Origin of the sequence: Enterococcus sp. DIV0240d (genome assembly GCF_051711245.1) — a bacterium.
GTDB classification, from domain to species: Bacteria; Bacillota; Bacilli; order Lactobacillales; family Enterococcaceae; genus Enterococcus_D; species Enterococcus_D casseliflavus.
On record NZ_JBIOMG010000001.1, the window covers coordinates 2,324,975 to 2,349,949 of the forward strand.

At 43.1% G+C, this 24,975-nt stretch carries 23 protein-coding genes, 1 riboswitch and 1 other annotated feature; of the genes, 8 read left to right on the forward strand and 15 right to left on the reverse strand.

The window, feature by feature from the left end; translation table 11 throughout:
- The first annotated feature begins 208 nt into the window (after window positions 1–208).
- Window positions 209–308: riboswitch (TPP riboswitch) on the forward strand.
- 93 nt (window positions 309–401) lie between these two features.
- Genes IGJ25_RS10975 through IGJ25_RS10990 form a run of 4 tightly spaced genes read left to right on the forward strand, consistent with a single transcriptional unit; the run spans window position 402 to window position 3,636 of the window.
- Complete coding sequence (locus IGJ25_RS10975; RefSeq protein WP_225050518.1) at window positions 402–1,025, forward strand: Ykof family thiamine-binding protein; 624 nt, start codon at window positions 402–404, stop codon at window positions 1,023–1,025.
- Complete coding sequence (locus tag IGJ25_RS10980) at window positions 1,018–1,620, forward strand: ECF transporter S component (RefSeq protein WP_010749530.1); 603 nt, start codon at window positions 1,018–1,020, stop codon at window positions 1,618–1,620. The genes IGJ25_RS10975 and IGJ25_RS10980 overlap by 8 nt, the downstream gene beginning before the upstream one ends.
- On the forward strand, window positions 1,617–3,029 hold the full coding sequence (locus IGJ25_RS10985) for an ABC transporter ATP-binding protein (protein ID WP_249850246.1): 1,413 nt from the start codon (window positions 1,617–1,619) through the stop codon (window positions 3,027–3,029). Before IGJ25_RS10980 ends, IGJ25_RS10985 begins: the two co-directional genes overlap by 4 nt.
- The gene (locus IGJ25_RS10990; protein ID WP_051095383.1) at window positions 2,956–3,636 is read left to right on the forward strand and encodes an energy-coupling factor transporter transmembrane component T; all 681 of its coding nucleotides are present in this window, start codon (window positions 2,956–2,958) and stop codon (window positions 3,634–3,636) included. The genes IGJ25_RS10985 and IGJ25_RS10990 overlap by 74 nt, the downstream gene beginning before the upstream one ends.
- A gap of 62 nt (window positions 3,637–3,698) precedes the next feature.
- Here the strand turns inward: IGJ25_RS10990 and IGJ25_RS10995 are convergent, their stop codons facing one another.
- Window positions 3,699–4,217 (reverse strand): S24/S26 family peptidase, encoded by a 519-nt coding sequence (locus IGJ25_RS10995; protein WP_225001002.1) that lies wholly within the window; start codon window positions 4,215–4,217, stop codon window positions 3,699–3,701.
- A 419-nt stretch (window positions 4,218–4,636) separates the two neighbouring features.
- On the opposite strand from IGJ25_RS10995, the gene IGJ25_RS11000 reads away from it, so the two are divergent.
- Together IGJ25_RS11000 and proS are read left to right on the forward strand one after the other, a co-directional pair.
- A complete protein-coding gene (locus IGJ25_RS11000; RefSeq protein WP_225001003.1) occupies window positions 4,637–6,238 on the forward strand; it encodes an SNG1 family protein in 1,602 nt (533 codons plus the stop codon).
- Between the two features lie 96 nt (window positions 6,239–6,334).
- Window positions 6,335–6,539 (forward strand) — a binding site (T-box leader).
- Window positions 6,540–6,580: 41 nt separating this feature from the next.
- Window positions 6,581–8,014: a proline--tRNA ligase gene (gene proS / locus IGJ25_RS11005; protein WP_225001004.1), complete on the forward strand. Its 1,434-nt coding sequence runs from the start codon at window positions 6,581–6,583 to the stop codon at window positions 8,012–8,014.
- A 45-nt stretch (window positions 8,015–8,059) separates the two neighbouring features.
- Here the strand turns inward: proS and IGJ25_RS11010 are convergent, their stop codons facing one another.
- The 6 genes from IGJ25_RS11010 to IGJ25_RS11035 all read right to left on the reverse strand — a co-directional run bounded on the left by IGJ25_RS11010 (window position 8,060) and on the right by IGJ25_RS11035 (window position 14,904).
- Window positions 8,060–9,064 (reverse strand): lipoate--protein ligase, encoded by a 1,005-nt coding sequence (locus IGJ25_RS11010; RefSeq protein WP_015509943.1) that lies wholly within the window; start codon window positions 9,062–9,064, stop codon window positions 8,060–8,062.
- A gap of 18 nt (window positions 9,065–9,082) precedes the next feature.
- Window positions 9,083–9,823 carry an MBL fold metallo-hydrolase gene (locus IGJ25_RS11015; protein ID WP_005229857.1) on the reverse strand — a complete coding sequence of 247 codons (741 nt, stop codon included), beginning with the start codon at window positions 9,821–9,823 and terminating at the stop codon, window positions 9,083–9,085.
- Window positions 9,824–10,029: 206 nt separating this feature from the next.
- Window positions 10,030–10,815, reverse strand: coding sequence for a DUF975 family protein (locus tag IGJ25_RS11020; RefSeq protein WP_225001005.1), 786 nt, complete (start codon window positions 10,813–10,815; stop codon window positions 10,030–10,032).
- A 9-nt stretch (window positions 10,816–10,824) separates the two neighbouring features.
- A complete protein-coding gene (locus IGJ25_RS11025; RefSeq protein ID WP_010749523.1) occupies window positions 10,825–11,907 on the reverse strand; it encodes a M42 family metallopeptidase in 1,083 nt (360 codons plus the stop codon).
- Window positions 11,908–12,095: 188 nt separating this feature from the next.
- The gene (locus IGJ25_RS11030; protein WP_225001006.1) at window positions 12,096–14,150 is read right to left on the reverse strand and encodes an FtsX-like permease family protein; all 2,055 of its coding nucleotides are present in this window, start codon (window positions 14,148–14,150) and stop codon (window positions 12,096–12,098) included.
- On the reverse strand, window positions 14,140–14,904 hold the full coding sequence (locus tag IGJ25_RS11035) for an ABC transporter ATP-binding protein (RefSeq protein ID WP_005229848.1): 765 nt from the start codon (window positions 14,902–14,904) through the stop codon (window positions 14,140–14,142). The genes IGJ25_RS11030 and IGJ25_RS11035 overlap by 11 nt, the downstream gene beginning before the upstream one ends.
- A 287-nt stretch (window positions 14,905–15,191) precedes the next feature.
- On the opposite strand from IGJ25_RS11035, the gene nrdD reads away from it, so the two are divergent.
- Together nrdD and nrdG are read left to right on the forward strand one after the other, a co-directional pair.
- Window positions 15,192–17,387 (forward strand): anaerobic ribonucleoside-triphosphate reductase, encoded by a 2,196-nt coding sequence (gene nrdD / locus IGJ25_RS11040; RefSeq protein WP_034869343.1) that lies wholly within the window; start codon window positions 15,192–15,194, stop codon window positions 17,385–17,387.
- 83 nt (window positions 17,388–17,470) lie between these two features.
- Entirely contained in the window at window positions 17,471–18,067 is a 597-nt protein-coding gene (gene nrdG, locus IGJ25_RS11045) for an anaerobic ribonucleoside-triphosphate reductase activating protein (protein ID WP_005229836.1), read from the forward strand.
- Between the two features lie 137 nt (window positions 18,068–18,204).
- Here nrdG and IGJ25_RS11050 read toward each other — a convergent pair whose 3' ends face one another.
- From IGJ25_RS11050 to holB, 8 genes are all read right to left on the reverse strand, one after another.
- Window positions 18,205–18,861 carry a DNA alkylation repair protein gene (locus IGJ25_RS11050; RefSeq protein ID WP_225001007.1) on the reverse strand — a complete coding sequence of 219 codons (657 nt, stop codon included), beginning with the start codon at window positions 18,859–18,861 and terminating at the stop codon, window positions 18,205–18,207.
- Between the two features lie 19 nt (window positions 18,862–18,880).
- On the reverse strand, window positions 18,881–20,005 hold the full coding sequence (gene dinB / locus IGJ25_RS11055) for a DNA polymerase IV (RefSeq protein WP_005229832.1): 1,125 nt from the start codon (window positions 20,003–20,005) through the stop codon (window positions 18,881–18,883).
- 150 nt (window positions 20,006–20,155) lie between these two features.
- Window positions 20,156–20,497: a P-II family nitrogen regulator gene (locus IGJ25_RS11060; protein ID WP_005229830.1), complete on the reverse strand. Its 342-nt coding sequence runs from the start codon at window positions 20,495–20,497 to the stop codon at window positions 20,156–20,158.
- 16 nt (window positions 20,498–20,513) lie between these two features.
- Window positions 20,514–21,731: an ammonium transporter gene (locus IGJ25_RS11065; protein WP_005229828.1), complete on the reverse strand. Its 1,218-nt coding sequence runs from the start codon at window positions 21,729–21,731 to the stop codon at window positions 20,514–20,516.
- A 171-nt stretch (window positions 21,732–21,902) separates the two neighbouring features.
- Window positions 21,903–22,763 carry a 16S rRNA (cytidine(1402)-2'-O)-methyltransferase gene (rsmI, locus tag IGJ25_RS11070; RefSeq protein WP_231472595.1) on the reverse strand — a complete coding sequence of 287 codons (861 nt, stop codon included), beginning with the start codon at window positions 22,761–22,763 and terminating at the stop codon, window positions 21,903–21,905.
- A gap of 70 nt (window positions 22,764–22,833) precedes the next feature.
- Window positions 22,834–23,181, reverse strand: a complete 348-nt coding sequence (locus tag IGJ25_RS11075; RefSeq protein WP_026008088.1) for a DNA replication initiation control protein YabA — start codon at window positions 23,179–23,181, stop codon at window positions 22,834–22,836.
- Between the two features lie 19 nt (window positions 23,182–23,200).
- Window positions 23,201–24,001, reverse strand: a complete 801-nt coding sequence (locus tag IGJ25_RS11080) for a PSP1 domain-containing protein (RefSeq protein WP_005229821.1) — start codon at window positions 23,999–24,001, stop codon at window positions 23,201–23,203.
- Window positions 24,002–24,030: 29 nt separating this feature from the next.
- On the reverse strand, window positions 24,031–24,963 hold the full coding sequence (gene holB, locus IGJ25_RS11085; protein ID WP_015509950.1) for a DNA polymerase III subunit delta': 933 nt from the start codon (window positions 24,961–24,963) through the stop codon (window positions 24,031–24,033).
- Window positions 24,964–24,975 lie beyond the last annotated feature (12 nt).

Here is a 24,975-nt window from a genome sequence, read left to right on the forward strand (position 1 = left end):
TTATACTTTACACAACTATTTGTAACCTGTCAACCGCTTTTTCACTTGTTTTTTTATATGTAAAAACCTTCATATGTACCACCACAGATATCAGTGAAGAAATTTCCTTGAAAGACTTGCTCTGCTGATTTTTTTCAATCGTCGAACATCTCTTTTTATTGTCCTTTACTGGGTCCTGTGCTACACTCGAGGGGTAATTGAATAGAAGATTATCCACTAGGGGCGCTTTATGCTGAGATAGACGTAAGTCTGGTCCCTTAGAACCTGATTTGGTTAGTACCAACGTAGGGAAGTGGCAGCGCATGATTTTTCGCGTTCCCATTTTTTCTGTCTACGTGTGGATAGAAAAAGGAGGAACGCTTTTTTTGTAGACAGAAAAACCATCGAGAGGAGAAGAGAAAATGACAAATGAACCAATCGCCTGTGCCGCAGGCGGGATCGATATCACTGGGTGCCGAGTAAGTTTGTACCCCATGAAAGACCACTTTGCGCAACAAATCGTAACGAGCATTGAGCGGACGGATACAACAGCTGTTTGGCAGCAAACCGATCTGTTCAGCACCCTTTTCCGAGGGGAAGCCCCAAGTGTTGTCGATGCGGCAGCTGGGCTATTTATCAACGCTTACGAATCCAAGACACACCTCGTGGGTGAGTTTACTTTTTCTAAGGGCTGTCCTGGCGATTCTGCAGGTGACGCGTTTTTGAATGGAGAACAGGCACAACCCAATAAAGTAAGCAATCTTGTGAATGGTACGTTTGACGTGGATTGTAAATACTCGTTTTATGTATTTGGGGAAAACAATTATATGGAAGAGATCGCCTCCATCGTCCAACTGGCAGAAACCTATGGTTTGGCGCCTCGCTCCGCCCATTATGTCACGATGCTGACGGGAACGGCCAGCCAACTCTTTGGGTATTTTGAAGCGGCATTAGCGTATGCCCATGACCATCTTCCCCATTATGTGTTAGAAGCAACGGTCTCAGTCAACAGTCCTTCCAAAAAGAAGGCGGTGTCGCATGACTAAATGGGTCTTAAAAGATGTCATTATGGTGGGGATCGCTTCGTTGATTTTTGGCGTGATCTATTTGGGCGCTGTTCATTTTGGGCTGTTGTTAGGTACGCTTTTAACACCCTTTGGTTTGTCTGTTTTAGCGAATGAGTTTATTTTCGGGGTTTGGTTCATGGCAGCGGCTTTTGCTGGCTATGTGCTGCGCAAACCGGGCGCAGCGACGATCACTGAGATGATCGCCGCACTTTTAGAAGTGTTTATGGGGAATTTTTATGGACCGATTATTTTTATCAGCGGGTTTGTACAAGGGATTGGAACAGAAGCTGGCTTTGCATTAGGTGGCTACCGTCGCTATGGCTGGTTCCCTTTGATCACTGGTGCCATTGGCGCCACGATCACGAGTTTTCTTTGGGGGATCATTCGGTCAAATTTCGTTGACTTGCAATGGCAGTTGTTGGTGGTGATTTTTATTATTCGCTTGCTTTCTTCTTTATTCTTTTCCGCCTTTTTGGTCAAGATCGTCTGTGACCATCTGACACGCATGGGCGTTCTCAACAGTTACCCGATTGCTGAAGACCAAACCATTAGCGCCAAACGAGAAGCGGCATGAGCCTGCTCGTGAAAAACGGCTGCTTTTTCGTGGATCAAAAACGGCTTGATCTGACACTGTCTTTAGCCCCCGGAGAAACAAAAGGAATCTATGGTGCTTCAGGAACAGGAAAAAGCACTCTTTTCCACCTCTTAGCGGGGCTTAACGAGAAAGGGTTTGAAGAAGGAACCTATACGATTGATGACCGAACGCTAAATCAGCTTTCCATTCGAGAAAGAAGCACGTCGATCAGCTTACTGTTTCAAAATCCAGATATGCAATTTTGTATGGCCACGCCTCGAGAAGAACTACTGTTTTGTCTTGAAAATCAATGTATTCCCCAAGCCGACATGCCAAAAAAAGTAGCGGAAGCCTTGACGTTTTGCGAGATCAGCCATCTTGCCGATCAGCCCTTTACGACCTTGTCTGGCGGTGAGAAACAGTTAGTAGCATTGGCTTGTTGTCTGATTTTAAAGAGTCGCTACTTGCTTTTGGATGAACCATTTGCCAATTTGGACGCCGACACAAGTCAAAAAATCATTCGAAAACTGAGACAGCTCCAAAAGCAACATGCCATTGGCATCTTACTGATCGACCATCAAATCAAAGAAACTGCTGACTGGGTTGCTGAGTGGCTGCTGATTGAAGAAGGATTCAGATCCGTCGATCAAGAAAAGATGCGCACACTCGATCAGGAGCTGCGCAGGTCACTACCGCCTGTTGAGATTAAGAAACTTTCTGCAAAAGGGCGGCTATCTTTTCAAGATTTTCGCCTGCCGATCCGTAACCAAGCGATTGTTTTTCCGAATCTTACCTTTGATAGTGGGACAATGATTGGGCTTACCGGACGTAGCGGCAGCGGCAAATCTTCGTTTTTAAAAGCGATCTTGCAGCAGCAGGCGTACTCAGGAACCATTCGCCTGTGCGGGGATCCAATCAAGAAGCATCCCTCCCCTTTTCGGTCCATCAGCTGGATCATGCAAAATCCGCAGGACCAGTTTTTGGCTGCTACAGTGGCACAGGAGCTTAGTCAAGGACGTGCAGCGACCGAGAGTGACAAACTGCTGGAAAAATTGCGACTACAAAACAAGAGCACTCAGTCCCCTTTTCTACTCAGCCAAGGCCAGCAAAGACGCTTGGCAGTAGCAGCTTTATTGCAGCGACCAGTCAAATTACTGTTGGTGGATGAACCGACCTATGGCCAAGATGTCAAGCAAGCTTGGCAGGTCATGCAGCTGTTAGCCGAAAAAGCCGCAAGCGGCACCTTGGTTTTGATCGTTAGTCACGATGTCTTATTATTGGAAGCATTTTGTTCACAAATCATTGATTTTAATCATTATGAAAAGGAGGACATAGATGCGCACCCTCAACCCGACAGTCAAGTTATTCGCCATTTTAGGACTCGCCTTACTGGTTTCTTTTCAAAATAATTTCAGATTGAATCTGCTACTCTGTGTCCTGTTCTTTGCTGTTTCTGTAAACGAACGCTCTTTGAAAAAAAGCCTTTTGCTTGTTTCTGCATTGACCTTGGCAGCTGTGGGGGTCTTTTTCACCGGACTCCTTTACTACCAGGACAACCAAGGTGGCTCCTCCTCAGCAGCAGCTATGCGCTATGGACTTGACATGGCAAGCCGTATCTATTGCTTTGGTATGTTGGGTAGTTCTTTCAGTGTATCGACCACGATCAATGAGCTGATTTATTCGCTGCAGCAACAGCTGCGACTCCCCGCCGTTTTTGCCTATGGTCTGCTCGCTGCGTTTCAAATTGCGCCCATCATTCCAGCCGAGTATCAGAATATCCGTAATAGCATGCGTTCTAGAGGAATCCCCGTCAATCTATTTTCATTCAAGATGCTGATCCCTTTACTGGTCAAATCGATTCGTTGGTCTGAGCTCTTGGCGACTGCGATGCTTTCAAGAGGATTTGACAGCGAGGCAAAGCGAACCTACGCCAAGTCATTTCGCATCACTTTCGCCGATATGCTCTTTCTATCTTTTTGTCTGATAATCGGCCTCGCTGGAACACTGCTCTTATAAAGGGGAAAAAGAGAAAAAGCCAAAGAAACACTGCCGTTTCTTTGGCTTTTTCCTTCTTATGGCTAAGAGATGATTGATTTTTTTATGGATCCAGATTTGATTTGATAGAGCGTTACAAACAAGGTGGTCACTAAAATATACATTGCGAAAAGGAAATACATGTTTTTAAAAAGCTGGATCGTCGTTTGATTGAGCCAAGCCCCTACTTTAGGGATATAAAAAATGGGTTGCCCAATCAATTGGCTTTTTTGGATTTCTTTTGGTTCCATCTGGCTTTGGTTATCACCGATCGTATAAAGCACCGATTGGTTTTCTCCCACTGCAACGATTCGCCGTGTGCGCATCTGTCTGCCGTGATCGACATAATAGGTCACTTCATTACCAACGACCAAATTGTCTTCTGAAGCCTTTTTAACAAAAAGTAATGTCCCTTCGGAATATGTAGGTTCCATTGCATCGCTGTTAACGATGGCCATTGTGAAACCAAACGCATGAGGAATCACGACCGATAAAACAGAAATCAGCATAAACAACAATACAAAAAGTGAGAGCATGATACTTTGTTTTGGCAAAAGTTTCATTTTCTTTTCTCCTTCTAAGGCTCAGTTTCTTTTTCGATTCTATAACATATTTAAATTTTTTTCAAATATTTAAAAACGATTCATTGAATTTTTATGCGTATTTTTTCTCATTATTATTTGACTTTATTTTACTATTTATATTATGCTAAAGGCGATTAAAAAACATAGGAGAAAAAGTATGCTTTTTTTAAATAACAAGTTCTTTTTTAAACGTTGGATTCCCTTTATCCTACTCGTTCTATTTTTGCTAGGAAGCATCGGTTTTTTTCTTATACTCTTCCTATCTCCTACTTCTGATAACCATACCGTGGAGAAGAAGGAAGATTGGATTTTTTTATGCGGAAGACAATCCTGATTCTACTTTTATTAGCCGTTATGTGAAATATTTACCTAGCGTAAAAGCCAATGAGCGATTTGTCATGCAGCGAAAAATGACCAATGAATACAAATATCCAACGATGCTGCTGATTGGCGATCATCAACACATGACCGTCTATTTGGATGATCAAGAAATTTATACCAATGAAGCTGCCGAACATTCATTGACCTTCAACCATCCTGGCAAAACCTTATCTTTTATCACATTGCCAGAGGATTACGTTGGAAAGACGTTGAAGATCTACGTGACTAGTCCTTTCGACACCTATTCTGGCTTTCCAGCCGAAGTCTTTTTCGGTCCTGCCAATGCATTGATCGGTTATGTTTTTAGTCTATCAATTTTGAATATCTATATCCTCCTATTTACCGGATTTATTTGTATCCTTAATTTATTTTATCTCTTCGTTTCTTTTATCAACCAAAGAAAGCTGAAAGTATCTTCCATTTTATTCAGTGGCTTTGCCTTAAGTGCAGGTTTAGAAGCAGGCTTCGGGGATCTGCTGGGTGGACTGCTTTTTTCTCCCATCGTGAATTCATTTATGTTAAATTTTCTTTCGATTATTACGCCCATGTTTTTGATTGGGTTTTACTACACAAACATGCACTTCGTACGTAAGTATTATCAGAAATGGTTGTTTGTTCACTACTCCTTTGGGATCTTTGCCATGTTTTTGGCACTTTTTCAAAAACAAAGTTTGCCAGTCGTCATGAACTATCTGTTTTTATTAAATATCACCAGCACCTTTGTGACTTCATTTGCGGCGATTTATGAGGCGTTAAAAAAGAATCAATTTTATGTCCTTTGTGCACCTTGGATCGTTGTCGCGGCAATCGGTCATGGGTTCTTGTATATCCAAGATATTTTAGTCCTCCCGCAATCTGACATCAATTGGCGCTCGATCATCTTTTTCTTACTGATACTTATTTTTACTTGTTATGGGTTCCTCGAACTCTTTTTTGCCAGTGAAGGCAAAAATAAGCAGATCGACACAGCAGACATCAAAGTGCGATTGTATGAAAATCAGCAGGCGATCGGTCCAGATCAAACGGCACAATGGCAGCAAGTTCTACAAACCATCAAAAAGAGAACCCATACCATTAAAGACATGTTAGAAGACGAACAACTAGCGGCTGCGTATGAAGGTCTTTGCGAGATTGAAGAAGAAATCAAGCAGCAGCTAACGATCCCTGCGGTTGAAAAAGAATCGATCACGACGATGCTGCTTGCTGATTATCAACACACTGCCGCTCAAAAAAGAATCACGCTTACCTGCGATGACCTCACGGAACCACTGGAACGATTGGAAGAAAATGATCGTCTGTCCTTGATCGCCCATTGCTTAGAGTACGCCATCCGCTACACCTGTTCGGTCACAGATCCTCAAAATCGCAGGCTTTCGTTGAAAGTGACTGACACAAAAGAACAGCTACATATCGACTGTCAAATGCCGCTTTTGACAGAGGATGAGGCAGAAAAACTGCAAACTGACGAAGCAAAACGACAGGCGATCCATACCGATGTGCAAATGCTGGAACAAATTTGTCTTGTCTATCAAGGAAGTATGCGTATCGAGGATTCAGATGGTTTTCATTTTTTGCGTTTGACACTTGCCGCTAAAGCGGATCTGCTGTCTTTTGACTGACTGCCTTTTCTCCGATACGTTAAACGGTCTATTTTAAGAAAAAGCGAAAAAACTCTTGCTTTTTTCGCTTTTTCGCTTTAGCATGATAAAGAACAGCAACAAGCATTGGAATAGTAATTTTATGATGGTCTTAGAGAGTCGATGGCAGCTGAAAAATCGACACCCGCTGATAAAATGAACCTACCCAATGGCAATGACCGCAAAACGGTCGGTGGAAAGGCCTTATCCTTTACGAGTTGGATTATCCCTATCGATAATCAACAAAGGTGGTACCGCGAAATCCAAGCATTTCGTCCTTTTTTAGGACGAGATGCTTTTTTATTTTTTTAAGGAGGAAAAACAATGACACAAAAAAATGATTTTACAGAATGGTATATACAAACGATCCAAAAAGCCGAATTGATGGCTTACTCCCCAGTGAAAGGTTCCATTATTTTCCGTCCTGACGGCTTCGAACTTTGGGAACATATTCAAGAGGAGTTCAATCGTTTCTTGAAAAAAGAAGGCATTCGCAATGCATACTTCCCAATGCTGATTCCGCAAAATTTCTTTATGAAGGAAGCGGATCATATCGAAGGCTTTGCCCCTGAATTACCTTGGGTCACAGAAGTCGGCAACGAAAAACTGGAAGAACCTTTGGCCTTGCGTCCAACCTCAGAAACCATGATCGGCTCTGCCTTTTCTGATTGGATCAACTCCTACCGTGACCTGCCTTATGAAATCAATCAATGGGCAAACGTCTTTCGTTGGGAAAAGAAAACATTGCCTTTCTTGCGTACCTCAGAGTTTTTATGGCAAGAAGGTCATACCGCTCATGAAAATGAAGAAGATGCTCGTCAACGCACCATGAAAGTCTTAGATGAATATGCCCGCCTTTGCGAAGAATTTCTAGCGATCCCTGTTTATCGTGGACAAAAAACCCCATCTGAGCGCTTTGCCGGGGCAGTAGATACGTATTCGATCGAAGCGATGATGAAAGACGGCAAAGCAGTCCAAGCAGGAACCAGCCACTACATGGGGACAAAATTTGCTGAAGCATTTGATATTACGTATTTAACGAAAGAAAACAAGCATACCCATGCCCACACAACCTCTTGGGGTGTCTCTACCCGCTTGTTAGGTGCCTTGATCATGACCCATGGCGATGAAAATGGTTTAGTTTTCCCACCAACCATTGCACCAACCCAAGTTGTGTTGTTACCAGTCGGTCCTTGGAAAAAGAATCCAGCCATCTTAGAAAAATTAGAAGAACTGTATGCCAACTTTAAAGCCAAGGGCATTCGTGTTCGTTTGGATGATTCTGATAACTCACCTGGCTATAAATTCAATGAATGGGAACTAAAAGGCGCTTGCTTGCGAATCGAATGTGGCCCAAGAGATTTAGAAGCTGGCAAGGTCATGGTCAAAGTCCGTGACCTACCTGACAAGCAAACGGTGGTGCTTGAGGAATTAGAAGCGTTTGTTGACCAAGAATTACAAGCAATGACTCCACGTTTATTAGCAGCTGCGAAGGAACGTAACAAAGATAATGAGTACACCGACATCGATACATTGGATGAACTAAAAGCCCATATCGAAACGTGCAAACAAGAAGACAAAGTGACTGGTTTTGTTTTGATCGGTTGGGACGGCTCGGAAGAAACCGAAGCCAAAATCAAAGAAGAAACTGGCTTTACTACTCGGAACATTCCGTTTGAAGCGCCAATGGAAAAAACGGTCGATATCGTCAGCGGGAAACCTGCCAAACACACCGTTTGGATCGCCCGCGCATACTAATAAAAAACGAAGCAGCCAGATGGAAAAGGCTGCTTCGTTTTTTGATTAATAAATCAATGAAAGAAAATCTTCAGGCGTGATGTTGCCAAAATATTTTTTGACATCAATGTTGGCAATGACTTGTGCCAAATCTTCTTTGGCATAACGAGTACCGATCAGTGCTTGTTCTACATCTGCAATGTCCCCTAGGCCGAAAAAGTCGCCAAAGATTTTGGCATCTGTGATTTTTCCTTCTGCCACATTTAAACGAACTTCGATGGAACCGATCGGGAATCGATGACGACGTTCTATATCAAAGGCTGGTGATTTGCCGTAATTCCAATCCCAGTTACGATAATACTTATCGGAAATCTCATTGATCTTGACCCAATCCTCTTCTGTTAGTTCATAGGTTTTGACGTCTTCCACGGAATCGACACCAAAAATCTTCAATAAGATTTCTTGACGGAACTCTTCAGTCGTCATGTCTTGCTTCTCTTTTGGCAAGAATGGTTTGATGTTGGTCACTCTTGAACGGATCGATTTGATGCCTTTTGATTCGATTTTGTCTTTACGGACTTTCAAGGCGTTAACTACTTCATTGATATCACTGTCAAACATGATCGTGCCATGAGCAAACATCCGGCCATTTGTTGCGTACATCGCATTCCCAGAAAACTTCATGTCATTGATCACAAGGTCGTTGCGGCCTTTTAGTTGCGCCCCTTCAACCCCCATCTCATGTAAAGCTTGGACGATTGGTTTGGTCAGTTTTTCAAAATCTCTGAAAGAATTCCCATCGTCAGGCATAATAAAGCTGAAATTCAAGTTTCCGAAATCATGATAGACTGCACCGCCGCCGCTGAAACGACGAACGACATGGATCCCATGTTCATCCACATATTCCTTATTGATCTCTTCGATCGTATTTTGATTGCGTCCAATGATAATCGATGGTTCATTAATGTAAAAAAGTAAGATGGGTTCATCCACTTTCATTTCTTGAAGAAGAAAAATCTCGATGGCTAAATTGATGCGTGGGTCATTCAGTTCGTTCGGTACAAAAAGCATACTATTCGTTCCTCCTAATTAGATGATTTCAATTATTTTTTGAACAGCCGCCAATTCAACGGGGATCCCGTTGGCAGCTAGTGCAGCCTCTTCTCGTAACTGTTCTAAATCACCGTGTTGCGGCAAATGCGTCAACATTAATTTTTTTACCTGCGCCGCATGGGCGATCTCGCCTGCTTCTTTTGACGTAAAATGAGCCTTGTGCCGCTCATTGCCTGCAAAAAGATAGGTATCTGCCAAAAACAGGTCAGCTCCTTGTGCAAACGGAACAAAAGATTCTAAGTAGCCAGAATCGCCTGTAAAAACAAAAACCTTGCCTGTGCTTTTCTCAACAAATCGCATGGCATAGCAAGTGACTGGATGGATCGTTTTCATAAAGGTAATGGTAAACGGGCCCAATTCCAATGACTCCGTTTGGAGGTAATCAATTCCTTGAGTCACTCCAGGCATCGTCAGGCTTTCAAAATGAACAGTGTCCTCCCCATGTCCGTAGATCGGCAAAACCTGGCGTTCTTCGTTTCCTGGATATAATTGCCAATAGTATTGCAATACCCCTAGATCCGCAATATGATCGTGATGGTAATGCGTCAGAATCACTGCATCTAAGTCTAAGGGATCAAGGATTTTTTCTAGTTGGACCAAGGTGGTGCTTCCCGCATCAAGCAGCAAATGAAAGCCTTCCGACTCAATTAAATAGCCAGTAGTCCCTTCACCATTATACGGATAGGCACCTAAACAACCTAAGACAGTTATTTTCACTTGTGTTTCCTCCTCTTTGGCTCAAGCTGATTTTCTACTTCTTTTATGCTATCACATCTCAGCTGATTTGACTAAAATCCGACCATTTTTTTGCAAAAAAAGATCGAGAAAACGAGAAAAAAACGACGTCTATTGGTAGAACCCTATGAATGAGTTTTTTACTCTATCTGCAGGGAGCCAGACCAATGGGCCATCGTCTTTTTTGTTTATCTGATCATCGCTCGTTGTTCATTGATCAATTCCTCATAAAATACTGCATTAACCGCATAAGCGTAGGCGTTTGCCCATAGCATCCCGATCATCAGTGCCAAAAAGCCGAGAATAAACCAACCAATCAATGATAACTGTAGCCAAATGTATTGACCCAGATGTGGACGCAAGAGCGCAAAGGCCACTTTAATTGACTGAAGAACCCCTAATTCCGGTTGATCATAGCGCAGATAGATCGCTAATTGGATCACACCAGTAACGACTTGTGACAAAAAGAAGAACAAAATGATGGCGAGAAAAGTCCCGAGTACAAAAGCCAGGGAGCCATTAAACATCGCCAAATCAATAGAGATTCCCCGATTAAAATTGAATACCAAGTCCAAATATTGATTGAGCCCTGATAAGACAAACTGCGGCAAGAAAATCGCAAAACTCAAAAGATAATTTAAAAGCGCGCTCACTAAATTTAGTAGCAAAAACGGTACATACAGACGTTTATCAAAGACTAGAAAAATATCCCCCACCTTGATTCCTCTGCCACGAACCAGATAGAGTGCCATGATACTCAACGCTACCGAAAACGCAAAGAAGACAAAATTGTCCAAGATCAGATCGATCCAGCTCCCTGCATTGTTTGCACCAAAAGAAGTCCCAATACTACTAAAAAGCGAGCTGACCACCGCTTGTACCGCAACCGTCGCTAAAATACTTAAGACGAACGTTCCCCAGAATCCGCGCAAGGAGTTTTTGGCGGTCTCTCGAATCATTGTATTTGATCTCATAGACTCACCTTAATAACTGCGCAATGCTTTAACGGTCTTATCGTCTAAGCGGCGAACCACTTCCGTTACAAGCTTGACTGTATTGAAGTAGTCATCCTCATGAATGACAGAAGTATGAGAATGCAGGTAACGAACTGGCACGGTAATAGCGATCGAAGGGACCCCATCACGAGTCAAATGCATTTGACCAGCATCGGTTCCTCCACCAGTGATCACGGTATATTGGAAAGGAATTTCCATTTCTTCTGCGACATCGATCACAAAATTCAATAATTTCTTGTGAGGAATCATGGAAGCATCAAAAATCAGGACTTGTGGGCCTTTGCCTAACACAGAATCCGCTTCTTTTGGTGTCATTCCAGGCGTGTCCCCAGCGGTACCAGTATCTAGTGCGATCGCGATATCGGGATTCACTAAGTGAGTGCTTGTTCGCGCCCCTCTTAGGCCAACTTCTTCCATCACGTCACTGCCAGCAAACAAGCAGTTGGGATGTCCTTCTGCTGCCAAGGTTTCTAATACCCGCAGTGATACCGCCGTACCGATTCGATTGTCCCATGCTTTGGCTAATAAAAATTTGCTGTCGTTCATCCGTTTGTATTGGATATAAGGGGTGATCATATCTCCCGGACGGATCCCCCAGCCTTTGGCTTCTTCTTCACTTGAAGCGCCGATATCAATGAACATATCTTTGATATCATACGGTTTATTTCGAGTCTCTGGACTCAAGACATGGGGTGGTTTTGAACCGACGACACCGTGGATCAATTTGCCTTCATTGGTTTTGATCTCGACTTGCTGTGCCAGCATCACTTGCCCCCACCAACCACCAAGGGTCTGGAATTCAATAAAGCCTTTTTCTGTGATTTTAGTTACCATAAAGCCGACTTCATCCATATGTCCCGATATAAAAATTTTCGGTCCACCGCCATCACCAACATGTTTGGCAATGACACTTCCTAAACCATCAAAAAAGATATCTTCAGCAAAGTCTTTGGCATATTCTTTAAAGACTTCACGCACTTCCTCCTCATTCCCAGGAACCCCACGTGCAGTCGTTAGGTCTATTAAAAGCTGTTCTTCTTTTTTCTCCATCTTGCTTCCTCCTTTGTCTCATTGATTATGATTATACCATTCTCTTAATCTGGTGCCAGAGGGAAATACAAAAAGATTGGTTAAATGAAAAAACGATCCTCGTTTTGTAGTGATCCTCAAGGTTAGATTTTTTGGTCTAACTTGTAAGGTTCGCTTCAATTCTAAGGATCGTTTTATCAAGAATTCAATCAAGTTTCAATTATTCGCAGACACAGCTTGACGGTAATCAAATAGGCAAATAGATAGACGACTGCTGCAACTGCCGCAAACAAATGAGCCACCCAATACCCAGGACTGTCGATGATTTGGGTGAAAGTATTGATGGCAAAGACGGCATGCAAGATCGCCAGTAGCGTACCTGGCATAAAAATCCAGATGTTTTGCCAGTAAACGAGTTTGCGTACTTCTTTTCGGGTGTAACCTAGTTTGGTCAATAATCGGTAATTGTGTTTCTCCCGCTCGGTATTTGAAAATTGCCGAACGATCAAACTGCTGGATGTCGTGATCAAAACGATCACACCTACAAATAATGACACAAACAAAACGATTCCTACTTGCCGCCGCACGCCGCGCATCGTTGTAAAACGATTCGCTAAGGTCAGTCGATATGCGGTCATCTGGTTATTCTCACTGGTGGAATCTCGGGCAGTCTCTGGATAAAAACGCACGCTTTTTTGGTCATCGCTAAACTCATAGGTCAAAGGATGCGTCCACTCAATCGGCAGCTCTTCATCTAGCAGCTGAGTCAAGCTCTCCGTTTGCACCTTGTCTGTTTGTAAATAAGCAACGCTATAGGTGAAGCCCTCAACTTGTTGGTACGCATCATCTTGGATGACAAGGACATTCGGCAAGGAATAGCGCAAGGCAGAATCCCCAAAATAATCCTGTTCTGCTTGAATGAGTTTGAACGTATGTTGACTGCCGATTTTGACCTCATCGCGATAGGTGATAAACGAACGAGTCACATCGTATTGACTGTCAAAAAGCACCGCTTGTTTATCGGTACTCAGTTGAATCTCCGGGGCATCGGGAACCAGTTTTCGCAGACGCTGATAATCAGAAAAAGCGACCAGATTCACCATGATATTTTCAATATTTTCGTCTTGCAACTCTCCAAGGTAACGGGTTTGAACCGTCATATTGGTCATTTTATAGGGAATCGATTGTTCGGCAATAATCGGTGTATCGGCTTTTTCTAAAAGGTCCCGCAAGGTATCTGCCTGCTCTTCTGACACTTGAAAGGACGTTGGATAAATGCGGTTCGTTGCTTGATAGTTTAATGAGATGACCCCCATCGTTCCCCCGATCAGGGAGATTGCGATCGCTGTGATGATCGTCAAAAGCGCATAGCTTTTCCACGTTCTTTGCAAGTAAGCCCGCACGTTATTGTAAGCAATCAGTTTCGCCCCTTTGATAAGACGTTTTTTCGGCTTACTCAAAAAATATAACAATGCCGGCAACGAGCAATCAAAAAAAAGATAGGTTGCCGTCACACAACAAAACAGAATCAATAAAGGAATCCATAAAATTGCTGAAAAATCTTGTGTGTACGTGATATAGTTGGTCCACGTTTCCCGCAGGGTCAAAGACAAATAGTAGCCTACCCCCAGTAGAATCAGACCTAGAACCCCCATTAATGAACGAAACGGGGTCATTTTCATTTTCTTGATCGGTAAGCGGTATTCAGTCTTGATCAGCTCACTCATTGGGGTACGCCATACAAAAAGGATCACTTGAATACTCAAAATAATCATCGCCGCGATAAAGACAAAAACCGTTGAAAAAATCGATTGGGGCGAATTAAAGAAATGACTCGTTAAATTCAAGCCCATCGCTCGAATCAAAATCATAGAAAAAAATTTCGAAAAAATAATCCCCATAAAGATGCCGGTCACTAAAGAGAAAAAGTTCAATAGAAACGTTTCCCGCAGCAACAGCCAAGCCAGACGACCTTGCCGCAGCCCCAAAAGCTGGTAAACACTGATTTCTTTTTGCCGCTGACTAAGAAAAAAATGATTGGCACTCAGCATAAAAAACAAGACGACAAAGGCAACCACACTGCTGCCGAATCCTAAAACCCCTTCAATGCGGATATCTTGCTGGACCCGTTGATTCAGCAGACGATCATTCATCAAGGCGTTAAAGGAATAAAAAATCATCACAGCGGTCATCATACAAATAAAGTACACCATATAGTTGCGAAACTGCCGTAAAAAACTCCGCCAGCCGATTTTAAACAACATGGCGCGGACCGCCTCCAATCGTTGCCTGCATATCGATGATTTTTTCAAAAAATTCCTGACGCCCGCCTTTTTTGACGACTTCTGCAAAGAAGACACCGTCTCGGATGAATAAAATTCGGTTGCAGTAGCTGGCGGTGAAAGGATCATGGGTGACCATCAAGATCGTTGTTTTCTCTTGTTGATTGATTTGTGCTAAATACCGTAACAATTCTGTCGCCGCTTTTGAATCAAGGGCGCCAGTGGGTTCATCAGCAAAAAGGACCGCCGGACGACTAATGATTGCTCGAGCAGCAGCGACCCGCTGTTTTTGCCCTACAGACAATTCTTCTGGGTAGCGATCTAACAAGTGCTCGATTCCTAACAAATTGGCCGTTTGTTCAATGCGCTCTTGGGTTTCACTCACGGGCAAACGATCAATGGCAAGGGGAAGCAAGATATTGTCTCTGGCAGTCAACGTCTCTAAAAGATTAAAGTCTTGAAAGATAAAACCGATCTGCTGACGACGAAAATCACTGAGGGCTTTTTCCGACATTCGGGTAATGTCTTTGCCATCGATATAGATCGAGCCTAAGCTAGGTCGCATGATTGAAGACAACAGATTCATCAAGGTCGTTTTCCCAGCGCCGCTGGGCCCCATGACCCCGACAAATTCTCCTTGATCCACTGCAAAAGAAAGGTTATCTAATACTTTGGTTTGATTGAAACGAGTGCCGTAACTTTTGGTCAGATGCTTCACATCAATCATATTTTTCACATAGAACCCTCCTTTAATAAAATTCTCTCCTTATGGTAGCATACTTTTTCATTGAATACTTCTGCTTCAAAACAGAGAAAAAATAAATTTAAAAAAGTTTTTTATTCATTATGTGAAACATGGAACAACCAAATCCTTAATCTTATCAGTTTTCTCAGAAAACACCCCAATGAATATACACCATATATTGTGTATATCCAATTTATCAACCCTTATTCACCACTATATATAGTTGCTCATTTCTACAATTTGTTTTATTATATTGAGGAAGATAAGGAGTGGTAGAAATGATGAACATTAAGAGAAATCCTGAGCAAGGGTTGGAAAGACAGTCCGCTTTGCGTCAGTTAAAAATCGTAAAACGTGATGGACGGCTTGTCGATTTTGATGATCAAAAAATTTACGATGCGTTAGTGAAAGCCCTAAGAAAAATCAACGGCGAGCTTTCTCCCATCGACCACGAAAAAATCACCGAGATCGTTGACAGTGTCGATCACGAGATCGCGGAACGTTTTCGTACGAATGTAAAAATCTATGAGATCCAAAATATCGTCGAGCATATCTTATTAGCAAAAAACGAGTATGCCTTGGCTGAAGAATATATCAACTATCGGACCCATCGTGATTTCGAGCGCAGCAAAGCCACAGACATCAACTTTACGATCAACAAATTGATGAATAAAGATCAATCGGTCGTCAATGAGAATGCCAATAAAGATAGCAATGTGTTCAATACACAACGTGATTTGACCGCTGGGATCGTAGGAAAATCGATCGGTTTGAAAATGCTCCCTCCTCACGTGGCAAATGCTCACCAAAAAGGCGACATTCATTACCATGACTTGGATTATCATCCTTACACCCCAATGACCAACTGCTGCTTGATCGATTTTAAAGGCATGCTGAATAATGGGTTTAAAATTGGGAACGCCGAAGTGGAATCGCCAAAATCGATCCAAACGGCCACCGCTCAAATCTCACAAATCATTGCAAACGTAGCATCGAGTCAATATGGCGGCTGTTCTGCTGATCGAACAGATGAATTATTGGCTCCTTTTGCTGAGTTGAATTATCAAAAGCATCTAAAAGATGCCGAAGAATGGATCGAGTCGCCTGAACGTCGGGAAGCTTATGCGAAGAGCAAAACGCGCAAAGATATCTACGATGCAATGCAAAGTCTAGAATACGAAATCAATACGTTATTCACCTCAAACGGACAAACGCCGTTTACTTCCCTTGGCTTTGGTTTAGGAACCAACTGGTTCGAACGGGAAATCCAACGAGCGATTCTCCAAATTCGCATCAACGGGTTAGGCAGTGAAAAGCGTACCGCTATTTTTCCAAAATTGATCTTTAGTATTCGCCGTGGCGTCAACTTGGCCCCTACCGATCCGAACTATGATATTAAAGAACTGGCTTTAGAGTGTGCCACCAAACGGATGTATCCTGATATTTTGAATTATGATAAATTGGTTGAATTGACCGGCAGCTTTAAAGTGCCGATGGGCTGTCGTTCTTTCTTGCAAGGCTGGAAAAACGAACGTGGCGAAGAAGTCAATGTCGGTCGGATGAATCTAGGCGTCGTAACATTGAATATTCCTCGGATCGCCTTAGAAGCAAATGGTGATCAAGAAAAATTCTGGACGCTGCTGGAAGACCGTCTGCAAATCGTCAAGGATGCTCTTGTCTATCGGGTGGAGCGCTGTAAAGAAGCCAGCCCTGCGAATGCGCCGATCCTTTATATGTATGGGGCTTTCGGTGAACGTTTGGATCGCAAAGACAATGTGAATGAACTATTCAAAAACAAACGTGCTACTGTTTCTCTTGGATATATCGGTTTGTATGAAGCTGCTTCGGCTTTTTATGGTGGAACATGGGAACAAGATCCAGAAGCAAAAGCCTTTACCCTAGCGATCGTGAAAGAATTGAAAGCTCATGCAGATGCTTGGGGCGATGAATACGGCTATCATTTCAGCGTGTATTCGACGCCTAGTGAAAGCCTGACTGATCGTTTCTGCCGCTTGGATACCGAAAAATTCGGTGAAGTTGAAAACATTACCGACAAAGAATACTACACCAACAGCTTCCACTATGATGTGCGGAAAAATCCGACACCATTTGAAAAACTTGATTTTGAAAAAGAATATCCAAAATACTGTTCTGGCGGGTTTATTCATTACTGTGAATACCCAGTCTTGCAGCAAAATCCAAAAGCGTTAGAAGCGGTTTGGGATTACGCTTATGATCGGGTCGCCTATCTTGGAACAAATACCCCTATCGATCACTGTTATGAGTGTGGGTATGAAGGAGATTTCAATCCAACCGAACGGGGCTTCGAATGCCCGCAATGCGGCAATCATGACCCCAAAAGTTGTGACGTCGTCAAAAGAACCTGTGGGTATCTTGGAAATCCTCAAGCTCGTCCAATGGTCAATGGACGGCACAAAGAAATTTCTGCCCGGGTCAAACATTTGCAAGAATAAACGAAAAAGGAGTGCTAGAATTCTTCTACACTCCTTTTCTTGAAGACCAATCCCTGTAATTCATGATAGAAAGAAGTTTTCTTATGAGAAATCCGAAACCTAAAGAATGGCAAGCCAAAGAATATAGCCAAAATTATATTGCTGATTACAAAGCCTTCAACTTTGTTGATGGTGAAGGCATTCGAAATAGTTTATACGTGAGCGGCTGTCTCTTTGCTTGTGAAGGCTGTTTCAACAAAGCGGTCCAAAACTTTCGCTATGGTACACCTTTTACGCAAGAACTAGAGGATCGAATCATCGAAGATCTGCGGCATGATTATGTCCAAGGGCTGACCCTCCTGGGCGGCGAACCTTTCTTGAACACAACAGTCTGTCTGAAAGTCGTTGATCGGGTTCGTGCTGAATTTGGGCACAGCAAAGATATTTGGAGCTGGTCAGGCTACACCTATGAAGAATTGCTTTTGGAAACACCCGATAAATTGGAACTTTTATCCAAAATCGATATTTTAGTCGACGGTCGTTTTGAACTGAGCAAACGAAATTTAAACTTGCAGTTTCGCGGCAGCAGCAATCAACGAATCATTGATCTTGCTGCATCTCGGGAACAAGGAAAAGCGGTTATCTGGGCAAAGTGCAAAGATGCTGAAGCAAGCTACGAACAAATCAAAAAACAAATTTAAAAACTAAAAACACCGTGCATCTTGAGGTGACCCCAAAAGTTAGACCAAAAAATCGAACTTTTGACGGTCACCTCCTCTTCCTTCAAAGATGATGCACGGTGTTTTTTTATGTTATATCAACTCAGTGACCAAGCTTTTTACAGGTACTTACTTGCTTCACGAATCGTCAAAGGCGCCAGACTTGTTTGATAGCGAAGCAGAAAGTCTTGGACCCACTGAGGATTCGTCTTGGCATAATCTCGTAAGCTCCAACCAATGGCTTTGTTGATAAAGAATTCAGAACTCCCCAAATTATTGACGATGACCTCTTCAAGCAGTGGTCGATCCATCTGTTCTTTTTGCAGCAGTTGATGGAGTATTGCCACTCGCCGCAGCCAAAGATTTTCCTCAAGACTCCAGCGAAGCATTTCAGCTTTTAACGCTGGCAGTCGGCGAACTAGTTTTCTGACAACCTCACTTAGGGCATCCACGCTATCCCACCAAGCTTTTGTTATGACTAGCTGTTCAATTTTTGCCAGATCGATGGCCGCTAGAAACGGCTCCATCACCACTAAATAATCAATCGCAAGGTATTGGTGTTCCCGATAGCTGCTTTGCCAACAATGATCGATAAAGTCCCAATCAACCGTTTTCGTTTGTTTTGCTGCTTTGAAGGTCGCTTTCTCCTGCTGGCGGCGCAACGGCGTAGGAATGCCTAAAAAATCAAACTGATGCCGCATGTAGGCGGCCATTTTTTCACTTCGCTCCTGATCAGCCAACCCCACCATCGTGTCATATACTTGATAGAGTGTCATTTTGCTCCTCCTCTTCTGACTACTGCTCGTCAGATAGTTGCCATAAGGGCAGTACGATATTTTCATAGGTCAGTGGATCAAGATTTGTGACGGTGATCCCCAAAAGACGGATGCCTTTTTCCAGACCTAAAATTTCTTCCCAAATCAGACTTGCTTCGGAAAATAGCTGTTCTTTTTTATGAACATAGGTTGGCAAGGTCACTCGCTTGGTGATCGTAGAGTAATCACTGTAACGAACTTTCAACACGACCGTCTTGCCATGTTTTTGTGTGCGCTTCAGTGATCTTTCGACTTCTTCTGCGATAGCCCGTAACTGGCTCAATACTTGTTCTTCACTGGTTAATGGATTGCCGTATGTATGCTCTTTTCCAACTGATTTCCGTTCTCTCGTCACACTAACTGGGGAATCATGGATCCCTCTAACTTTCCGATACAAGGAATACCCCATTTTGCCAAATTCACGAATCAGTGCCATCTCACTCCAGCCATACAGATCAGCTCCTGTAAAAATACCTAACTCATGCATCCGCGGAACAGTTTTCTTCCCGATCCCGTGAAATTTATCAATGGGTAATTGTTGCAAAAATGCCACTGCCTCATCTGGCATCACCACCGTCAATCCTCGTGGTTTATGATAATCCGAAGACAGTTTTGCCAAGAATTTGTTGTAACTGACTCCTGCCGAACAGGTCAGATGAGTCTCTTGCCAGATGTCTCGTTGAATCAAACGAGCGATCTTAATTGCTGAAGGACAATTGATCTTGTTGACTGTGACATCTAGATACGCTTCATCAATAGAAACTGGTTCGATGATGTCGGTGTACCGATGAAAAATTTCTCTGACTTGCTGGGACACTTCACGATACTTTTGATGATTTCCCGGTTTAAAAATCGCTTGCGGACAAAGCTCATAGGCTTTTTGCGCACTCATTGCCGAGTGGATGCCATATTGTCGTGCCAGATAATTGGCGGTCGTTACCACTCCTCGTCCGCCAGTATCACTTGGGTGACGGGCAATGACGAGGGGATGCTTGGCAAGCTCTGGATCATCCCGTTCTTCCACCGAAGCAAAAAAAGCATCCATATCAATATGAATAATTTTGCGGCTCGTATCATTTTTTAAGGGAAATTGCAGTTCCGACATCGTTGTTCACCTCACTTCTTATTATAAACGAACAGAGGTTCCCTATCAAGCAAGGAATCGAGGGAAGCACGCAAAAAGGACCAATCTTCATTGGTCCTTTCTTCTACATTCACTGCTTTTGCGGCCCTCTTCATGGTTCAAGAATTTCTACTATAAGGCAGCTTCCCCTCGTTCATTAGTGCGAATCCGAATCGCTTCTTCCAACGGGTAGACGAATATTTTGCCGTCACCGACTTCATCTGTCCGACAGATCGATACAATCAGCTCAATCACCGCATCGACTTTTTCATCTGCTAAAACAAAACGGACATTTACTTTTGGTAAAAGAGTTGTGATCACTTCTTGGCCACGAATAAACTCTTTGAGGCCTTTTTGATTGCCACAGCCCAGCACTTGACTGACTGTCATGCCGCTGATCAAATCAGACTGATCCAAAGCGGCCTTTAGTTCTTCTAATTTTTCTTGGCGAATAATCGCTTCAACTTTTTTCATGACTGCTCCTCCACTCTTAAGAATCTAACCCCATAAAGGTAGGATAGGCCGTTTCGTCATGTTCGATCCGATCCATCCCCACTGCTTCTTCTTGTTGCGATACGCGAATCGGCATTACCCATTTGATCAAAGTGATAATGACAAAGGATAAGATACCTGCAAATAGAATCGTAAATACGATACTTTCGGCTTGTGCGAGAAAAAGATCAACGCCGCCATAGAGCAATCCTGACCGTCCACCCACTGCTGGATCCGCAAAGATCCCCGTCATCAAACCGCCAAAGATCCCGCCTACGCCATGGCAGCCAAAGGCATCCAGCGCATCATCTAATCCTAGACGATGTTTGATGACAGAAATAAAGAAGTAGCAAAACGGACTGACTAAAGCGCCAATGATAAAGGAAGACCAAAGCGAGACAAATCCCGCACCTGGTGTGATGGCAACTAAGCCCACGACGGCTCCAGTACACGCACCAACGATCGTCGGTTTGCCCAACACGATTTTTTCGATCAGCATCCAAGAAAGCATCGCACTGGCTGCAGCCGTATTCGTGGTCATTAGGGCGTGGATCGCTAGACCATCAGCTGCTAACGCAGAGCCAGCATTAAAGCCAAACCAGCCAAACCATAAAAGGCCAGCACCTAGTACAACAAATGGAATATTATGAGGACGATATTCGGTTTGATGAAATTCTCGCCGCTTACCGACAACGATCGCTAAGACTAACCCACTGATACCCGAACTGATATGAACGACATTGCCTCCTGCAAAATCGATCGAGCCGATCGCATCTAAGAAACCGCCGCCCCATACCATATGTGCCATTGGAAAATACACGAGAACTAGCCAGAAGCCGATAAATAGGAAAATAGCTGAGAAACGCATTCTGCCCACGACAGATCCAGTAATGATCGCTGTTGTGATCAAGGCAAACATCATTTGAAAGGCCGCAAATAACCCTTCAGGAATCCCTTCTCCTTCTGTCATCGAGACATGATTGAAAAAGACTTTATCTAAATTCCCAATAAATGAGCCTGTGCCGCTAAAAGATAAGGTATACCCTAAAGCGACCCATAGCACAGACGCCAAGCCCATCGTACAAATCACCATCATCATGGTATTGAGGATGTTTTTGCGACGTTCCAATCCTCCGTAAAAAAATGCCAATGCTGGAGTCATAAGAAAAACCATGCCGCTACAAATTAAAATAAATGCAATATTCCCTGTGTTCATTTTTGACGCCTCCTTTTCTTTATGTCAGCTATCCTAACATCATATTTTCAAATAATCTAGATTTTTCTGAGAAAACCGTGAATTTTCTGAAAATAGCTAACTATTGATGTCAGATAATTTAACACAAGTCCGAAAAAAGACAAAAAAATACCGAGAGAATTCTCGGTATGATTACGTTTCTAATTGATGGTAGGCTTGATAAACAAGCTGTTTCTTCACTTGATTGCGTTTAGCCACTTCTTTGATGGCTTCTTTCGAAGACAAGCCAGCCTCTTCCATCAAGGCTGCCACCTGTTCAGCATAGCTTCCTTCATAAACGACTTCAGGGATTTCAGAAGCGCCTTCCACTAATAGACAGCATTCCCCTTTGATTGGTTGTTGGTCGAGGTATTCAATCAATTCTGAAAAGGTCCCTCGCAAATATTCTTCGTGGATTTTTGTCAATTCACGGCAGATAACTGCTTGACGTTCTCCCAATATCTCTTTCATCGTTTCGATCGTCGCTGCGATTCGATACGGTGACTCATAAAAAATCATCGTAGCTTTTTGGCTTGCCAATTCACTTAACGCTTGCTTTTGTTCTTTTTTCTTACGAGGTAAAAAGCCATAAAAAAGATTCGGCTGCGGTGATAAGCCAGAAGCGATCAGCGCGGTCAAACCAGCCGTAGGTCCTGGGAGCGCAATCACTGCGATTCCTTCGACCAAGCACGCCTTGACTAATTCATGACCTGGATCACTAATGGAGGGCATACCAGCATCACTGCATTGGGCAATAGTCTTGCCCATTTGCAGCTGTTCTATCAGCTGTGGCACCCGTTCTTTATAATTGTGTTCATGTAAGCTTTTTTGCGGTGTCGCAATCTCAAAATGATTCAACAATTTCTGGGTATTTCGAGTATCTTCACTTGCGATCAGGTCCGCTTCTTTTAAAATTTTGACACATCGGAACGTCATATCTTCCAAGTTACCGATCGGTGTTGGAACAAGATACAGTTTTCCAGTGTCTTGTTTATAACTTTGCTGCTTTTGCATGTACTGCTCCTTTCGAAAAAAAGACCAGCAGTAACTGATCTTTTTTCTAACGAACCGCTTCGTCTGTCAGCTATTTGCCGCTTTCACGATAGATCACTTCTAGACAAAACGCACAAGGTTCGTCATGTTCTCTGCGAGAACCGTATAAGTCATAACAAACATGAAATCCTTCTTCGTAAATCTTTTCTAAATTCATCCGTGATTTAGAAAGCTCTTGTTTGACCGATTCAGCGGGTGCATCTGCCACTTGGTTCAACTCACGAATGTGTTCACGTAAGCGTTGATTTTCCAATTCTAATGTCGTATTTTTTTCGACGATTTCTTGCAAAGACTGCTTCATTTCCGCTAGATTATTCAAGGAATTTTGCAACTCCACTTCTAACTGATTCAATCCGTCATATATTGATCGTTTGTCCATGCTCATTATGGTCACCTACTTATTTTGTCACTAGTTCTTCATAATCATACTCGATTGGTGTTTGCCGATCATGCAAACGGACTTTGATCACTCGGCTCAACAGATCCAGCCCGACCACACGTCCTTTGCCATCTGGCGTTTCAACTTCCTTGCCGCGATCCGGCAATTCTTTTTTTGCACGCTCATACTCTTCACTTTCGTACTTAAGACAACACATCAAACGACCACATAACCCTGAAATTTTTGCAGGATTTAAGGAGAGTCCTTGATCCTTAGCCATCTTGATGGACACTGGGATAAAATCGCCTAAAAACGTCGCACAGCATAGTTTGCGACCGCAGGGTCCAACTCCGCCTAGCGCCTTTGCTTCATCCCTGACACCAATTTGGCGCAGTTCGATCCGTGTATGAAATTCACTTGCCAAGTCTTTGACCAACTCACGAAAATCAACGCGGCTTTCTGCCGTGAACGAAAAAATCAGTTTTGTGCGCTCAAAGGTATATGCCACCCGAATCAGCTTCATTGGCAGCTGGTGTGCTCGAATTTTTTCTTTCCCGATTTTCAACGCTTCGTCTGCTGCTTTTTGATTGGCGGCAGCTTGCTCTAAATCTTTTTTCGTCGCTCGACGCAGGATCGGTTTGACTGCTTGAGGCAAATCGCTCTCATTCATTTTTCTGCTTTTTGTAACCACCGTGGCAAGACATTTGGCATCTTGTGATTCCACGATGACTTGTTCATTTATGGTATAGGTCTGTTTTTTTGGTGTGTAAAAATAAATCTGGCCCACGTCATGATAACGCACTCCGACAACTTCGATCATCTCTGGTCTCCTTTTCCGGCTGCTGCGTTTTATCCATAGATGATTTTCACGGAAAATTGTTCTGCCACTCCTTGGAAAGACACATTGGCTTGCAATTTTTTTTGTGCTTGCAATGCGGCTTCAATGGCACGATTGATCTCTTTTCCCCATAAACCTTGTGCCAACAATCGATCTCGTTCCTCTTGAAAGTAAAATAACAAGAGCAAAAAGATTTCTGATTGCTGATTTTTTTCTTTTGCTAGACCCAATAATTTTTTCTGAACAAAAATAAATGCTTGCGGGTCTTTCTTCAAAAGGTAATTCACCCAACGCTTAACAGCATCCTTAGTTTCATTAAACCATTCATTCTGCGAGATTTCAACTGCTTTATGATAACTATTCGTCAAGTGGCTCAGAAGTCGACTCGTCTCTTTGGAAAGTCCTTCTTCTTGGAGCTTCTCCTGTAGTTTTTCTTTTGACAGCTGCGAAAAATGAATGATCTGACAGCGAGACTGAATCGTCGGCAAAATACGTCCTAAACTCTCAGTTTCTAAAATCGCCAAAAAGTTTCCCACCGGTTCTTCCAAAAACTTTAATAGGCTGTTGGCAGCGCTGTTGTTCATTTTGTCAGCTTGAGACAAAATAAAGATTTTCAGACGACTTTCAAAGCCGCTTTTTGAGAACTCCTCTTGCAGCTGCCGAATCTGGTCGACTTTGATCATCTGCCCATCCGGCTCGATTTGGATGACGTCAGGATGCTCTCCTTGGGCGATCCGCAGACAATTGCTGCATGTGCCGCACGGGGCTTCTTCTTGCACATTGGTACAAAAAAGGCGTTTTGCGAGCCACAGACTTAATTCGTGCTTGCCAGTCCCCTTGTCCCCTTCAAAAAGATAAGCATGAGCAATGCGCCCATGCTTGATACTTTTTTTTAGTTGGGCAAAAACAAGAGGCTGATATTCTTGTAGAAATAACTCCTCCATGAAAAGCTCCTT

Excerpts from the sequence above, each read along its gene's own strand:
- IGJ25_RS10975 (WP_225050518.1), top strand. The coding sequence starts at position 402 with ATGACAAATGAACCAATCGCCTGTGCCGCAGGCGGGATCGATATCACT.
- IGJ25_RS10980 (WP_010749530.1), top strand. The coding sequence starts at position 1,018 with ATGACTAAATGGGTCTTAAAAGATGTCATTATGGTGGGGATCGCTTCG.
- IGJ25_RS10985 (WP_249850246.1), top strand. The coding sequence starts at position 1,617 with ATGAGCCTGCTCGTGAAAAACGGCTGCTTTTTCGTGGATCAAAAACGG.
- IGJ25_RS10990 (WP_051095383.1), top strand. The coding sequence starts at position 2,956 with ATGCGCACCCTCAACCCGACAGTCAAGTTATTCGCCATTTTAGGACTC.
- IGJ25_RS10995 (WP_225001002.1), bottom strand. The coding sequence starts at position 4,217 with ATGAAACTTTTGCCAAAACAAAGTATCATGCTCTCACTTTTTGTATTG.
- IGJ25_RS11000 (WP_225001003.1), top strand. The coding sequence starts at position 4,637 with ATGCAGCGAAAAATGACCAATGAATACAAATATCCAACGATGCTGCTG.
- proS (WP_225001004.1), top strand. The coding sequence starts at position 6,581 with ATGACACAAAAAAATGATTTTACAGAATGGTATATACAAACGATCCAA.
- IGJ25_RS11010 (WP_015509943.1), bottom strand. The coding sequence starts at position 9,064 with ATGCTTTTTGTACCGAACGAACTGAATGACCCACGCATCAATTTAGCC.
- IGJ25_RS11020 (WP_225001005.1), bottom strand. The coding sequence starts at position 10,815 with ATGAGATCAAATACAATGATTCGAGAGACCGCCAAAAACTCCTTGCGC.
- IGJ25_RS11025 (WP_010749523.1), bottom strand. The coding sequence starts at position 11,907 with ATGGAGAAAAAAGAAGAACAGCTTTTAATAGACCTAACGACTGCACGT.
- IGJ25_RS11030 (WP_225001006.1), bottom strand. The coding sequence starts at position 14,150 with ATGTTGTTTAAAATCGGCTGGCGGAGTTTTTTACGGCAGTTTCGCAAC.
- nrdD (WP_034869343.1), top strand. The coding sequence starts at position 15,192 with ATGATGAACATTAAGAGAAATCCTGAGCAAGGGTTGGAAAGACAGTCC.
- nrdG (WP_005229836.1), top strand. The coding sequence starts at position 17,471 with ATGAGAAATCCGAAACCTAAAGAATGGCAAGCCAAAGAATATAGCCAA.
- IGJ25_RS11050 (WP_225001007.1), bottom strand. The coding sequence starts at position 18,861 with ATGACACTCTATCAAGTATATGACACGATGGTGGGGTTGGCTGATCAG.
- dinB (WP_005229832.1), bottom strand. The coding sequence starts at position 20,005 with ATGTCGGAACTGCAATTTCCCTTAAAAAATGATACGAGCCGCAAAATT.
- IGJ25_RS11060 (WP_005229830.1), bottom strand. The coding sequence starts at position 20,497 with ATGAAAAAAGTTGAAGCGATTATTCGCCAAGAAAAATTAGAAGAACTA.
- IGJ25_RS11065 (WP_005229828.1), bottom strand. The coding sequence starts at position 21,731 with ATGAACACAGGGAATATTGCATTTATTTTAATTTGTAGCGGCATGGTT.
- rsmI (WP_231472595.1), bottom strand. The coding sequence starts at position 22,763 with ATGCAAAAGCAGCAAAGTTATAAACAAGACACTGGAAAACTGTATCTT.
- IGJ25_RS11075 (WP_026008088.1), bottom strand. The coding sequence starts at position 23,181 with ATGGACAAACGATCAATATATGACGGATTGAATCAGTTAGAAGTGGAG.
- IGJ25_RS11080 (WP_005229821.1), bottom strand. The coding sequence starts at position 24,001 with ATGATCGAAGTTGTCGGAGTGCGTTATCATGACGTGGGCCAGATTTAT.
- holB (WP_015509950.1), bottom strand. The coding sequence starts at position 24,963 with ATGGAGGAGTTATTTCTACAAGAATATCAGCCTCTTGTTTTTGCCCAA.